At 57.2% G+C, this 13,678-nt stretch carries 12 protein-coding genes; 6 read left to right on the forward strand and 6 right to left on the reverse strand.

Features of this window, described 5'->3' with window-relative positions; genetic code table 11:
• Positions 1-71 precede the first annotated feature (71 nt).
• The 4 genes from RRH01S_RS08910 to RRH01S_RS08925 all read right to left on the reverse strand — a co-directional run bounded on the left by RRH01S_RS08910 (position 72) and on the right by RRH01S_RS08925 (position 4,566).
• Positions 72-1,400 (reverse strand): O-antigen ligase family protein, encoded by a 1,329-nt coding sequence (locus RRH01S_RS08910; RefSeq protein ID WP_229202674.1) that lies wholly within the window; start codon positions 1,398-1,400, stop codon positions 72-74.
• 101 nt (positions 1,401-1,501) lie between these two features.
• A complete protein-coding gene (locus tag RRH01S_RS08915; RefSeq protein WP_037222639.1) occupies positions 1,502-2,965 on the reverse strand; it encodes a GumC family protein in 1,464 nt (487 codons plus the stop codon).
• Positions 2,966-2,992: 27 nt separating this feature from the next.
• Complete coding sequence (locus tag RRH01S_RS08920; RefSeq protein WP_012649421.1) at positions 2,993-3,871, reverse strand: glycosyltransferase; 879 nt, start codon at positions 3,869-3,871, stop codon at positions 2,993-2,995.
• Positions 3,872-3,873: 2 nt separating this feature from the next.
• Positions 3,874-4,566, reverse strand: a complete 693-nt coding sequence (locus RRH01S_RS08925; RefSeq protein WP_012649422.1) for a sugar transferase — start codon at positions 4,564-4,566, stop codon at positions 3,874-3,876.
• 228 nt (positions 4,567-4,794) lie between these two features.
• Here RRH01S_RS08925 and RRH01S_RS08930 point away from each other — a divergent pair, with 228 nt between their 5' ends.
• Positions 4,795-5,778, forward strand: a complete 984-nt coding sequence (locus RRH01S_RS08930; protein ID WP_229202675.1) for a response regulator transcription factor — start codon at positions 4,795-4,797, stop codon at positions 5,776-5,778.
• An 80-nt stretch (positions 5,779-5,858) separates the two neighbouring features.
• On the opposite strand, the gene RRH01S_RS08935 is transcribed toward RRH01S_RS08930, so the two are convergent.
• The gene (locus RRH01S_RS08935; protein WP_007690569.1) at positions 5,859-6,602 is read right to left on the reverse strand and encodes a N5-glutamine methyltransferase family protein; all 744 of its coding nucleotides are present in this window, start codon (positions 6,600-6,602) and stop codon (positions 5,859-5,861) included.
• A 278-nt stretch (positions 6,603-6,880) separates the two neighbouring features.
• Between RRH01S_RS08935 and asnB the strand changes: the two genes are divergently transcribed.
• From asnB to RRH01S_RS08960, 5 genes are read left to right on the forward strand one after another with little or no spacing between them, the layout of a single operon-like run.
• On the forward strand, positions 6,881-8,842 hold the full coding sequence (asnB, locus tag RRH01S_RS08940; protein ID WP_042470977.1) for an asparagine synthase (glutamine-hydrolyzing): 1,962 nt from the start codon (positions 6,881-6,883) through the stop codon (positions 8,840-8,842).
• Between the two features lie 14 nt (positions 8,843-8,856).
• Positions 8,857-9,132, forward strand: coding sequence for an acyl carrier protein (locus RRH01S_RS08945; RefSeq protein WP_007690557.1), 276 nt, complete (start codon positions 8,857-8,859; stop codon positions 9,130-9,132).
• 21 nt (positions 9,133-9,153) lie between these two features.
• Positions 9,154-10,707, forward strand: a complete 1,554-nt coding sequence (locus RRH01S_RS08950; protein WP_042470982.1) for a class I adenylate-forming enzyme family protein — start codon at positions 9,154-9,156, stop codon at positions 10,705-10,707.
• Positions 10,704-11,702, forward strand: coding sequence for an NAD(+) synthase (nadE, locus tag RRH01S_RS08955; RefSeq protein WP_012649426.1), 999 nt, complete (start codon positions 10,704-10,706; stop codon positions 11,700-11,702). Before RRH01S_RS08950 ends, nadE begins: the two co-directional genes overlap by 4 nt.
• Before the next feature lie 21 nt (positions 11,703-11,723).
• Positions 11,724-12,728, forward strand: coding sequence for a thioesterase domain-containing protein (locus RRH01S_RS08960; RefSeq protein ID WP_012649427.1), 1,005 nt, complete (start codon positions 11,724-11,726; stop codon positions 12,726-12,728).
• Positions 12,729-12,805: 77 nt separating this feature from the next.
• Here RRH01S_RS08960 and RRH01S_RS08965 read toward each other — a convergent pair whose 3' ends face one another.
• On the reverse strand, positions 12,806-13,519 hold the full coding sequence (locus RRH01S_RS08965) for a glycosyltransferase family 4 protein (protein ID WP_229202676.1): 714 nt from the start codon (positions 13,517-13,519) through the stop codon (positions 12,806-12,808).
• Positions 13,520-13,678 lie beyond the last annotated feature (159 nt).

Below are 13,678 nucleotides of genomic sequence, written 5' to 3' on the forward strand. Positions count from 1 at the left end.
CGGGTTGCGTAAGGAGCCGGTTTCCACGCTGACAGCGCAAAGCAATCCACCAATACGCGCGAATACAAAAATCATGAGCTGCTGTTCTCCTGCGGAGCGGGAATATCACTGTGGACCGTGGCGGGCTGCGACGAAGAATGGAGCTCACCGGCGAGCACGATGAAAAAGGCAAGCGTCAGAAGGCCGGGAGTGGCAAACAGGCTGACTTCAGCAATACCGATGATCATCACGAGCAGGACGACCTGATCGCGGACGGCGTCGGGCCTCGTCACCATTCGTTTGATCGCGATGCCGAGGAAGACGAATGCCGGCAGTGATCCGAGGAAGCCCATGCAGAGGAGCGTCTGAACATACATGTTGTGGGCATTGACAGGGTCGCCGGCAAAGTTGCGCCCTACGCTGCCCATCATGAGTGCTTCTGTGCCGTTGAAACCCCAACCCAACAGCGGCTTGCGCGCGATGAGATCGGATGCCACGGCCCACAGTTCCGTGCGTCCGGTCAGCGTCACAATCTCTGTCGCGGAGCCGGAGCGTGCCAGGGAGCCCAGGAATGGCGACATGCTCGGAAGCCCGCCAATCGCAATAAACGGCAGCGCGATGGCTCCGATCACGAGGGCGATGCCGGCCATTGGCCTGAGATAGTGCCTTTCACGCAGTTCAATGATGATGCAAGCTGCCATGGCGGCGGCGGCACTTGTACGGCTTTCGGCCGCGATCAATGCCCCAAAGCCCGCGATCAGCGCCGCGATAAAAACCCAGCGGTTGAGGATTCCACGGCGATAGCAGATGATTGCGAAGGTCACCAGCACCGCTGCCTGCTCACCCAAAACGTTGGGATGTCCGGAAAGACCACGAAGACGGAAATCTGCCTCGAAAGCCGATGGCGGCAGCCAAGCCGCATCGGGAAAGACGATTGCGGCCACCAGTCCCGACACGACGAAAGCCAAAAGAGTGAACGTGGCCAAACGCAAGGTCGCCTGAAGCCCGAGGACCGAGACGCTAAGGCACGCCAGCATCAGATAGGCTACAAACCCCAACGCGTTGGCCACGGTATAGGCAGGTGTCAGCGACCAGGCGCCCGAAGCAATTGCCAGCAGGCCGTAGAGGGCACCAAGAGCGATAGTCGGCTCGCGGACATAGGGAAGCAGACGTTGAAAGTTCGCAAGGCAAACGAGCGGTATCAGCATCCAGGTGGCAAGCTTCAGCCCGTTCTGCCAATCCAGTCCCGTCTCACCCGATGCGCGCTGGCGTAGGCTGAGGCTCAGGCCGAAAATGACGAAGACGAGCAATGAGGCCACGGCCCACCGTCTGCCAAGGGCGGCGGCGATGAGAACCAGAGCGAATCCGGCCGCGCCGATGATGCCGAACGGCGCCAGAGCTGCGGCCGGATTTTGAGGCATTGTGAAGCATAAGCCGAGCCAGGTTAAGCCAATCGCAAGGGGGATGGCAAAAACCAGGCCCGGCTCAGCCCAACGGACTGCTGAACTGTGGGCGGGTACAGTCATATTTTCAACAGCCGTTTTGCATCGCGACGGATCGCGGACGCATTCATGCCGGCGCCTGCAAGAAACGCCATACCAAGAGAGCCTGCCGCATAGAGGGGCAAGATCGGGAAGACCGGCCTGACAGGAACCGTTGCCGGCGAGAGGACCTCCGCATCGGGCTTCAGAGCCTCCAGCGTCGGCGCTCGGGTCTTCAGCCGGGTTTGTGCGTCTGCCAGAACTTGGGCATCGTTGTCGGCTTCGCGACGCAATTGATCGAGGCGCAGGCCTGCCTTGCGTCGCTCGACCATGTTCAGCCGGATCTTGTCGATCTCTGCGGAGAGAAGTTGTTCACGCTCAGCCCAATTGTCGGCTTCCACGCGAACGCTGGCGACGATTCGGTCGCGCTCAACCTGAGCCTGCTCCAGAATGTTGCGCGATTCCGTCGACATCACCGCAAGCCGAGACATGCTTTCAGTGAGGCTTTGGTTCAGGCGCTGTATGGTTGGCGATGCCAGAACTTCAGGTGCACTGTCCAAGGTGCCCTTGGATTTCATGACTTCGAGACTATCCGCACGGGTCCGTGAGTCGATACTGCGCGCCCGTGCAGTTGCAAGCTCTGTACTGAGGGCGCTCAATTGAGCCTCGAGCGAGATTTCGGCGCCCTGGTCGATAAGGCCCGATTTCTCAAGGAAAGCCTCCATCTCGGAAGCCGATGTATTCGCCCGGTCGCGTGCCTGACGCACATGGTCCTCGAGAAGCTTGTTCATGCCGTCGACGTTTTCGATCTTGCGCTTGACCTGGGCGTCAAGATAGGCGGATACGAGCGACTTGGTCAGCGTGGCCGCCTTCAGCGGGTCATTTGAGCGAAAGCCGACATTGACCGTGTAGGACAAACGGTTACGATTGACGACCAGCTTGGCCCATAGATTACTCCTCAGCTTGGAGGCCTCCGGCGTATCCGCGGAGGACACATTGCCTGCCATCACGTCCTTCGCAGAGAGTGCAGGCGTATTGCGTGCCAAGGTTTCCGGCAGAATACTGTCCAGCATGCTGATGACAGTACTATGAATCTTGCTGGCCAATCCCTGCTTCACCTTGAACTCGTCGTCCATGGCGAGTTGGTTGGCGTCGATCACGTTTTGGGCAAGGGCTACTGAATTGAAGGCGTCGAGAGCGGAGATGATGGAATTTTCGTCCAGAGGCTGCCGCATGGCCTGGGCATAGTCGGTTTGGCCCTCGTTATCGGTCGGACGCAGCACCAGGGTTGCCGTCGATTCATAGACGCGCGGCAGCATCGGCCAGGCAAACAGCGCGATTGCAATGACGGCCGTTCCTCCGAGGAGAAACCGACGAAGCGAATAACGGGGGGCCGGGTTTCCCGGCGCGTCGTGGGTCGTATCGGGGCTGAGCGCATGGTTCTCCGTCGCGGGAGCGACAAGCGTGATCGGCGAAACAGGATCGGCTGCATTTTGTTTTGTCATTGCGTTTCATTGCCTCCTTCAATTGTCTCAGTTGCGAACAAAGGCATACATTCTGCCGCGCAGGGATCCGGAGATCATGCGGAAGCCGGTGTAGAGTGTTGTGACCACTAGAAACTGGTTGAAGGACAGAAAGCCCGCCTTCAGGAAATGTAGCCTGAAGCGCACTTCGTTGGTGACATAGCGCCAACCACCACGGCGTTCGTTCAATCCCATTCCCGTTCGCGACTTGATCAGGACCTTTGGAATGACGTGAAAACGTACCCCGGCCAGCACCAGTCGTATCCAGAGGTCATAATCTTCCAGAAGGCCGAATTTCGAATTGTAGCCTTCGGCGGAGCGCAGGAAGTGCGCTCTGATTGCCACTGATGGATGAACGATGATGTTGCGCCAGCGCAGAGCCTGCACGACAGCATCATGAACCGTCGGTGCCACGCGCAAGCGGGTCGATGAGGGGTTCTCGTGATAGAATTCCTCGGCCCAGCTTGCGACGAGGCCGATCTCGGGGTGGGTTTCAAGAAATTCGACCTCAACCTGGATCCGGTCGGGAAGACAGATATCGTCGCTGTCCATACGCATGATCACCGACCGGGTGCAGACGCCAAGCCCGGCATTAAGTGCACGGGCGAGCCCCCCATTTTGTTGCAGCCGCAACACCGTGAACTCCCACGGCGCATCCAACGTGGCAAAAGTCGCGATTACTTTTTCTTGAGCCTCGTCGATCGCACCGTCAATAACGAGTACGATCTGATCCGCCGGGCGCGTCTGGATGCGCAGGCTTTCAAGGCTCGCATAGAGATTGCTGGCCTCTTCCCGCGCATAGGTTGCCATGAGAATCGATACGCCGGCTATTTCTGAACGGTTGCCACCATCGAAGGCAGCAGCATCGGACATAACGACGTTCTTCATGGCTATCGCGCTCCCTTGCGGGACAGAAGAACACCTACAGTCCGCATGAGAATTTTGAAGTCCATGAAGAGTGTATGCTGCAGTACATACTCGCAATCGAGTTCGACCCGTCGCTCATAGCTGAGATCATTGCGCCCGCTGACCTGCCATAGGCCGGTAATGCCAGGCAGCACGCTGGCGTATTCGCTGACATGCCGGTTGTAGTGGCTGAGCTCCGCACTGGTAACCGGGCGTGGTCCGACAAGGCTCATATCTCCCCGTAGGACATTGATCAGTTGTGGAAGTTCATCAAGGCTGGTCGCGCGCAGGAATTTCCCCGTCGGCGTGATGCGCGGATCGAATAAAAGTTTTTGGTCGCGAACCCATTCAGCTTTGGCCTGTGGGTGGTACGACAAATATTCCTGCAGGCAGCCGTCTGCATCAAGCATCATCGTGCGGAACTTCAGACAATCGAACGGCGTGATGTCCTTGCCGACACGCACATGCCTATAGATGATCGGGCCACCATCAAGTGCGACCAGCAGGCCGATAACGGCGAATAGCGGAGCGGTGACTAAGAGCAGGACAAGCGAGGCGCAGATATCAAATGCCCGCTTAATATATGCGTTGAACGCTCTTTGTTGCGGCAGATATCTCACTGCCGGCATTGGCCGAAGCGATCTAATGTCTTGGCTGAGTTTCGGCGGCTGGTTCACGGGATGCTCCTCTATGGGTCTGGTTACGGCAGAGATTGTCGGCCGATCCGTGTTTCCTCAGGCAGAGCACATCATTTGTGGCGCAAGGTTTGCAAGGAAACAGAGGAGGTAATCCTAATGAATATCGCTCATACGAACTAATGCGAGTTATAACGTGAATATTGTTTATCGAAAAAAGAAGTATAATTACAATATAATGACACTTTATTCGATGTCACGATGGCCATTATGAGTAGCAACGAATATTTATGTGTTGCGAAAGTATTTGACAACATAAATAAAGTATTTATTAATTTATATGCGCGCCATCGTTGTAAGACGAACGCAAATAAGAACGAAAATTGGGGTTTTGCATCTTTCTCGTCGGGAAAGGGGGGTATTTCTATGCTCAGCCCGGCTTATATATTTGATTCTAGTCGGTTATTTCGAGAAGGCACTCGGCTTATTCTCGGGTCGTCGTCTTTTGAGGTGGTTGGAATGGGGGAAACCCTGGAGGATCTCCATGAATTGCCGAGGATGGAGTCTCTCGCAGTATGTGTGATTGGCACGGTTGCCAACGTGGCGATCCTGGATTTTGTGACGGCCGTGCTGTCGATCAATCCAAAAGTGCGCGTCGTCGTGCTTGCCGATACTTATAACCACGCTGAGGCGACAGCCATCCTTGACCGGGGTGCGAAAGGCTATCTCCATAAAGGCCTCTCGTCGGAGAGTTTTATAAAAGCTTTGCAGCTGATCTCTGAGGAATGTTCGGTGATCTCGGGCTGGTCCGTTTCGAGCGCGGGCGGCCGGGACGATCCGCGAACGCCCGCGTTACCGGCTGACAAGCCCGACTTGCGACTTCTGGCGCTCGACGATGCGAAATCATTTGCGCTTAAACAACTTGCGCTGGGTGACGCGATCATCTGCCCGGATGCTGGCTCGGATGTTTTCGACGTTCACGAACATGACGCGCACATGGCCGCGGCGCCAGTTCAGACAACAAGGATCGTCAACGGCGTCCGCAATCTCTCCCCAAGGGAAAAATCGATCCTAAAACTGGTCATGGGTGGAGAGTCGAACAAGCAGATCGCGCGCAGGCTGGAAATCACCGAAAGCACCGTCAAGGTCCATATCAAGACCATACTGCGCAAGATTGACGTCAGGAACCGCACTCAGGCGGCAATATGGGCAATGGCGGATCCAGATTTTCTTGAGTCCCGCCAGCACACGTAAACGGCATGCATGCTCTCAAGTGGTCAGTTTATGCATGCCGCAATCTCTCGGCCATCCATCCGGCAGCTCTGCTGATCGCTTTAAAGTTTCATAGCAAGCGCGACGCGCGGAATATCCGATGCATCGAGAATGAACTGGACAGGCGCGTAGGCGCGTGTCCGCGCGAGCAGCGCGGCGGCCTGTCGCTCCTGTCCTTCGCCGAATTCGAAAGCCAGCCAGCCACCAGGCTTCAGAAATTCGAATGCCTCCCGGATGAGGCGTTGCTGGATCGAAATCCCGTATGGGCCGCCGTCGAAGGCTTCGCGAGGTTCATTTTCCAGGAGATGCGCGCGGTCCGCCTCGAGGCGGCCGGTCGAAATATAGGGCGGGTTGCAGACGATGAGGTCGACGCGACCTTCCAGCCCGATGCTTCTGATATTTTCGAACATGTCACCCTGAACGACACTCATCCTGTCCTGTAGGCCAAACCGTATGACATTGCGCCAAGCCACATCGACCGTCTCTGGCGTCAGGTCGCACGACCAGACCTGGGCGTCAGCAATATTCATTGCGATTGCAATTCCCAGATTGCCGCAGCCGCAACACATGTCGACGACGATTGGGGTGACGGTGCCCTGACTGAGACGGTCGATGCACACCGTTCCCAGCAATTCCGTCTCCTTGCGTGGCACAAGAACGTTCGGCCCGAGCTCGAAGTCGAGGTTCATGAAGGTTACTATGGTCTCTTTCTCTGTGGGCATCGTGGGAAAGTCCTCGGTCTGTCGGGTGAAGTAAGGTTTGACGTTCGTCGTCTGCGTATCGTTCGCTCTCGCATTGTCTGTCACGATCTTGATCCCTCTTGTCCTGGCAGGCGGCTCAACGCGCCCCTTTGCCTCGCCCACATTTAGCTGAGCGGATGTTCCCATTGGAGGCTGGGTGCGTAAAGGCAATGGAGCTGGGGCATGCGGGTTACCTACCTTCGGCTGAGGGTGGGTGTGTCTACCCCTTCCAGTCGGGGTAGTCCGATTGCTCCATTGCTTCCCCCGGTCCGCACCGACAAGCTTATGGACGACGGGAACGTTGCAGAGGCGTTTCCAATGCCTTCGTCCCGCGGGGAGTTTGTATGTGCGGCATTCTGGGATATTTCGGAAATGGCATGGTACCGGCTGATGCCGCAAGCCTGCTAGAGCGGATGGCGGGATCTCTCCAGCACCGTGGTCCCGACGAAGATGGCGTATTCACCAGCGTCGGCGTTGGATTAGGACATCGTCGTCTTTCCATTGTGGGTTTGGTGGATGGCCAGCAGCCGATGTCGAATGTCGACGGCTCTATTTCAATCAGTTTCAACGGCGAGATTTTCAACCACGTCGAACTACGCCAATCCCTGGAAGCCAAGGGATACGTCTTCCGGACTACGTCCGACACCGAAGTCATCATTCATCTCTATCAGGATATAGGCCCCGATTGCGTTTATTTGCTGAACGGCGATTTCGCTTTTGCGATTTGGGACGCCACCAGGCAGCGCATGCTGATCGCGCGCGATCGTATGGGTGTACGTCCGGTTTTCTACGTCGAACATTCGCGGATGTTGTTTTTCGCCTCCGAGATCAAGGCCCTGCTGAAGGTGCCGGGGATTGATGCAGAGATTGATCCTTTCGCGTTGGATCAAGTGTTCACCATGTGGGCGCCGGTGCCTCCGCGCACCATGTTCAAAGGTGTCTCGGAATTGCCGGCGGGTCATCTCATGATCGTCGACACCAACGGCGTTTCGATACGCCAGTACTGGGATGTTTCGTTTCCGGATGCCGGCGACATGGCGGATGAGCGCGATGAAGCCGATATCGCTGAAGAACTGCTTGCCTTGCTTGACGATGCGACTGCGATCCGCATGAGAGCGGATGTTCCGGTGGGCGCCTATCTGTCTGGAGGGCTCGATTCATCGATCATTTGCGCTCTGGCCAAGCCCTATGCGACAGCGGGTCTGAGGACGTTTTCCGTAACCTTCGACACTGCTGAGCATGACGAGAGCCATTTTCAGAACGAGATGGTCCAGGCGCTTGGCACGCGGCATTCGGCCGTTGCCTGCGGGCCAGATCAGATAGCCGGCATCTTTCCTTCGGTAATCGCCCAAACGGAAAAACCTGTCATTCGCACGGCACCAGCGCCTCTCCATCTCCTGTCACGTCATGTCCGCGAGGAAGGGATGAAGGTCGTGTTGACAGGTGAAGGTGCGGATGAGGTTTTCGCAGGTTACGATATTTTCAAGGAAGCCCGCGTTCGCAGCTTCTGCGCCAGGCAACCGGCCTCGTCCCGCCGCCCGCTTCTGTTCCGGCGGCTTTATCCTTATTTACCCGGCTTGAGCCAGCAGACACCGGAAGCACTTGCCGCCTTTTTCGGCGCTGGCAATGCCAATTTAGACGATCCATTGTTCTCGCATCGTCCACGGTATCGCAGCACGGCGGCAGCGAAAATCTTCTTTTCCTGCGACCTCAAGGCAAGGCTTGCCGGCTATGATGCGACCGACGAGGTGCTTTCCCGGCTACCTAGGGATTTTGCGCGTTGGCATCCGCAGCACCGGGCGCAGTACCTGGAAACGAAGTTCCTGCTCCCCGACTATATTCTGTCCAGCCAGGGCGACCGCATGTCGATGGCCCATGGCGTCGAAGGGCGGTTTCCGTTCCTGGATCATCGCCTGGTGGAGTTTGCGTCGCGGATTTCTCCGGGAATGAAGCTCAAGGGTTTCGTCGAAAAGCATATCCTGCGCAGAGCAACAGCCGGCCTTTTACCGCCATCGATCGGAAACCGGACCAAGCAGCCTTACCGCGCGCCCGACAGCCGTTCGTTCTTTGCCGGGCAGGAACCGGCCTATGTCGAACGCCTTTTTTCGCCGCGGGCGCTGCAGGAAACGGGTTTGTTCAATCCGGCGGCCGCCGAAAAGCTGCTTGCGAAATGCAGGCGGCAAACCGACGGCTTTCGGGACAATACGGCCTTCGTCGGCATCCTGTCGACGCAGCTATGGAATGAAACATTCGTAACGCGATCGGCCGGGGATAGGGGCGATCGCGAAATGACAGCCGTGATCTGAAGGGAGAAAACACTATGATTCCGCTGAAAGAGCAAATCCGGGCCTTTGTCGTCGAGAGCTTTCTGTTTGGAGACACGACAAGGACGATCGCCGACGACGCGTCGTTGATCGAGAACGACATCATCGATTCCACCGGCATTCTCGAGCTGGTCACTTTCGTCGAAGATAGCTTCGGCATCACCGTCGGCGATGCGGAAATCCTACCAGCCAACTTCGACTCGATTTCCAAGGTCGCAGCTTTCATCGCCAGCAAGAGATCGGCAACCGGTCCAATTGCAGCGGTAGCCTGAAAACACGGATGGGAGGAGACAATGCGCGTTGAGAATTTCCTGCGATACAGCGCCAGACGATGGGGAGACAAGTTGGCTCTTGTGACAAGGGACATGAGCCTGAGTTTCACCGATCTTGACGCGCTTTCGGATCATCTGGCGGCGGACCTGCAAATCAGGGGCCTGCGGCCGGGTGATCGCACGATGATCTTCATGGATAACTGCTGGGAGGCGGTTGTTTCGATCTTTGCCGTTCTGAAAGCTGGGGGTGTCTTCAGTCCGGTCAATCCTTCGACCAAGGCGGACAAGCTCGCATTTATGCTGCGCAATTGCCGCGCGCGCGCGGTGATTACGCAGGCAAGACTGGCCGGCGTTCTCGAACAGGCTCTAGCGGAAGAAACCAATGTGGAGGTGGCGATCATATCAGGAGATCCTGGATCGCTTCTGCCCGGCGCCTCGCGCTTCTCTGACGGTATTGCCGGATTGGCACGACCGGTTGGGCATGTCGGGATCGACATGGATCTGGCGATGCTGATCTACACCTCTGGTTCAACGGGACGGCCAAAGGGCGTGATGATGACGCATCGAAATATCGAAGCGGCCGCGACATCGATCACCGCCTATCTGAGAAATACCGCCGATGATGTGATCCTGAATGTTCTGCCGATCGCCTTCGACTATGGGCTTTATCAGATCCTGATGGCGATCAAGGTCGGCGCAACTATCGTTCTGGAGAAATCCTTCGCCTTCCCTCAAGCCATTTTCGATATCATGCGTCGGGAGAAGGTCACGGGATTCCCACTGGTTCCAACCATGGCCGCGTTGATTCTGAACATGCGGGATATGGTTCCCGGTTCTCTGCCGGCTCTTCGCTATATCACCAACACTGCTGCTGCGCTTCCGCCCGAGCACATCGAGCGTCTGCGGGCGCTGTTTCCGGATGTGATGATATTTTCGATGTACGGTTTGACCGAATGCAAGCGCTGCACCTGGCTGCCGCCGTTGCAACTTGATGTCCGTCCGGGTTCGGTCGGCATCGCCATACCGAATACACAGGCCTATGTGGTGGACAATCAGGGCCGAAAGGTTGCGCACGGTGTCGTAGGAGAACTCGTCATTCGTGGTCCGCACGTCATGCAGGGCTATTGGGAGAATGAGGAGGCAACCGCGAAGGTGTTGCGACGCGGGCCAAATCCGTGGGAGCGCGTCCTCTACACTGGCGACCTGTTTCGAGCCGATGCCGATGGTTTCCTCTATTTCGTCGGCCGCAAGGACGACATCATCAAGACACGCGGCGAGAAAGTAGCGCCAAAGGAAGTCGAGGCTGCCATTCACGCCTGTCCGGGTGTGGCGGAAGTCGTCGTCTTCGGCAGGCAGGATCCGATTCTGGGGCAGGCGATTCATGCCGTCGTCGTTGCCTACGATCCCTCTCTCAACGAGCAGATGGTCATTCGTCACTGCCAGAGAAATCTTGAGGATTTCATGGTGCCGCGTTCCGTCTCTTTCCGCACGGAGTTGCCCAAGACCGACACTGGAAAGGTGAGCCGCAGGCTCGCTGCAGAAGAATTCGAGCATTCAATGGAGCTGGCAGAATGAACCCAAGTCCTCTCTCCATCCATAGCGCGCTGTCCTCGGACGCTTTGCGCATAGACGCCGCGGCCGAGGTCGATCGTATCGCGCAGGCAATGCGCGATCAGGTGCGCAACAAGATGCGTCGCCGAGGGCTTGTCATAGGTCTGTCCGGAGGCGTGGATTCCAGCGTCTGCGCAGCTCTTGCCGCCTATGCGCTCGGCGCACAAAACGTCTTTGCTATTTTCATGCCGGAAAACGATTCCGACCCGGAAAGTCTTTCGCTTGGGCAAGAGGTTGCCAAGGCCTTTTCACTGGAAGGAGCGATCGAGGATATCGGTTCTGCTCTTGCGGCGATGGGCTGTTACGAGCGGCGCGACGACTTTATCCGGCAAGTCGAACCAGCTTACGGTTCGGGTTGGTCTTGCAAGGTGGTGATCTCCAGTCCGCTAGCCGGCGAAGGATATGCCCTCTCGACGCTCGTGCTTCAGGCGCCGGATGGGTCGCAGACGCGGCACCGCATGCCGGCTTCCGTCTATCTCGGTATTGTTGCCGCCACCAATATGAAGCAGCGAACCCGCAAGCAGATGGAATACTACCACGCGGATCGCCTGAACTATGCAGTCTTGGGAACACCGAACCGGCTCGAATACGATCAGGGCTTCTTCGTGAAGAATGGTGACGGAGCAGCCGACCTGAAGCCGATCGCGCATCTGTATAAGTCGCAGGTCTATCAGATCGCCGAATATCTTGGCGTGCCGGAAGAAGTTCGCCGCAGACCCCCGACAACCGATACATGGTCGCTCACTCAAACCCAGGAGGAGTTTTACTTCGCATTGCCCTACGATCGCATGGATCTGTGCCTCCATGCTCTGAACGAGGGGCTCGGGGTGGAGGAGACAGCTAAAGCTACGCAGTTGACGACCGATCAAGTAGAGCGAGTGTGGCTGGATATTCATTCCAAGAGAAAGGCTACGCGGCCGTTGCATCTGGCGCCGCTGCTGGTGCAGCCCGTATTTTAAGGTGGATGACGGGGGGAAGTCATGAATGACGAAAACAGGACAAGAGACGACATCAGGGGCCGTCGTCTTGAGAAGCTGAGATTCTGGCGCAGAGCGTGTGCGGAGGAAAGCGAAACGCTCAAACTCTACAATGCCGAGATGGAGGGCAATCCGCTTATCTTCCTGCATGGTGATTTCGAGATGGGCGGATTCTATGTTCGCCGTCTAGCTGCCGAGTGCGGCTATCCCATTGCGGCCCTTGCGTCACATGGACTTGAGGATCCGGGATTGCGCCCAAGCATCGAATGGATGGCAAAGGAGCGTCTGAAAGACATTCTCGCCTTCCGTCCCGCCGGGCCCTACAGGCTTGGCGGCTATTGCAACGGCGCACTGGTCGCCTACGAATGCGCCAGACTGCTCAAGGAGCAAGGCCGCGAGGTCGAACTCATCTTGATGATCGAGCCGCCATCGTTGAATACGTGGCCTTTCTACAGGCGTTTGCACGGGGCCATCGCCGCGACCCTTGCCACGGTGGAAAGGCGCTCGCTGGCGGTGCAGAAATCGTTCGGCCACCTGATGAACGCGTTCTGGAATATCGGCCGAACCGTCCGTCTGCCGTCCGGCGATATCGTGCGGCTCGCGCGCAATCTCGCGACACACCACCTGAAGCATGTTGCCAAGACCGAAAATTTGGTGGGAGCCGAGGAGCGTCGTATCCGAGAGACGAACGCGGCGCTGCGCAGTGTTTATCTGGCTGCAACCGCATCTTATCTGCCACCACCGACGACAACTCCGATCGTGGTTCTTTCGACGGGAATCGATCACGGTGGGCGGCGCTGCGGGCTCTATGACGGAACCCAGTGGTCGCGCCTGGCCAGCAGTTTTCTCCATATTCAGCTGTCGGGCCATCATTTGACATGTCTGTCGGAGCATGCCAGCGAATTGGCTGCAAATCTGGCTAGGGTTCTGCAGGGTCCATTGTGTGTTTCGTCACGGATACCGGCGTACAATGATAGGCTGAAGCTCGCAGTCGCTCACCGGACGTAACGGCGATCAGGGATCTCGCGGCAATATCGGCACCGCGTCACCGCCGCCATCTCCTGCTTGACGACGAATTGGCGTTCTCATTCTCTGGTAAGAGCACGGCAGACACTTTCGGCAAATTCCAATGCCGATTCGGCAATCATCAGCAAGCGATGTGAGGGAATGCCCTCGGCGCCAACGGGTGTCGTAATTGTTGGAATGCCGGCTGCGATCGTCTCGATCACCTTGATCTTGACACCTGATCCAAGCCGCAAGGGAACGACGGCAATCTCCGCCTGGGCAAACAGTTCCATGGGAGATTCGATAAACCCTGTCACATGGATCGACGGCCCTGACAGGGCCAGTACCTCGTCCGACGGATGCGCCCCAATGATCCAAAGATGGGCTTCCGGATTGCGCTGGTGAATTTGCGGCAGGATATCGCGCGCCATCCAGACGACGGCGTCGATGTTTTCCTGCCGTGACATGTTTCCGAAGAAGATCATGCGCCCGGGCACGATCGTGGCTGCGGTACGCATTTGAGGGTCCAGCGCCACCGTGGTCATTGGCGGTACGCATTTTACCGGCGTCGACGGGTGTGCATCGCGGATAAGTGCTGCATCGTCCTCGGAGAGAGTTTCAATCCCTGCGGCGCTGGACCACACACCACGCTCCCATGCCCGGGTCTTCGCTGCTTCCATCCGGTAGAAGAATTTCTTCAGTCCGCCGGCATTGTCGGCCTGTCGTCCATAAAGTTTTGACACCACATCATGCTGCCGAACGATGAATCGCGCCAACTGGCGGCGCGACAGCACGGCCGAGCCCTGAGAGAAATCGCTGTAAAAGTCCGTATAGGCTGGATCGGAAAGGCGCCGGGCGACTTCACGTCTTGCTGCAAGCCGACGAACCGACACGAACATCGGCAGATGTGGCATCAGCAGACCGGCTGCGACCCGCATACTCCTGGTGATGTG

The organism is Rhizobium rhizogenes NBRC 13257 (assembly GCF_000696095.1).
GTDB lineage: Bacteria > Pseudomonadota > Alphaproteobacteria > Rhizobiales > Rhizobiaceae > Rhizobium > Rhizobium rhizogenes.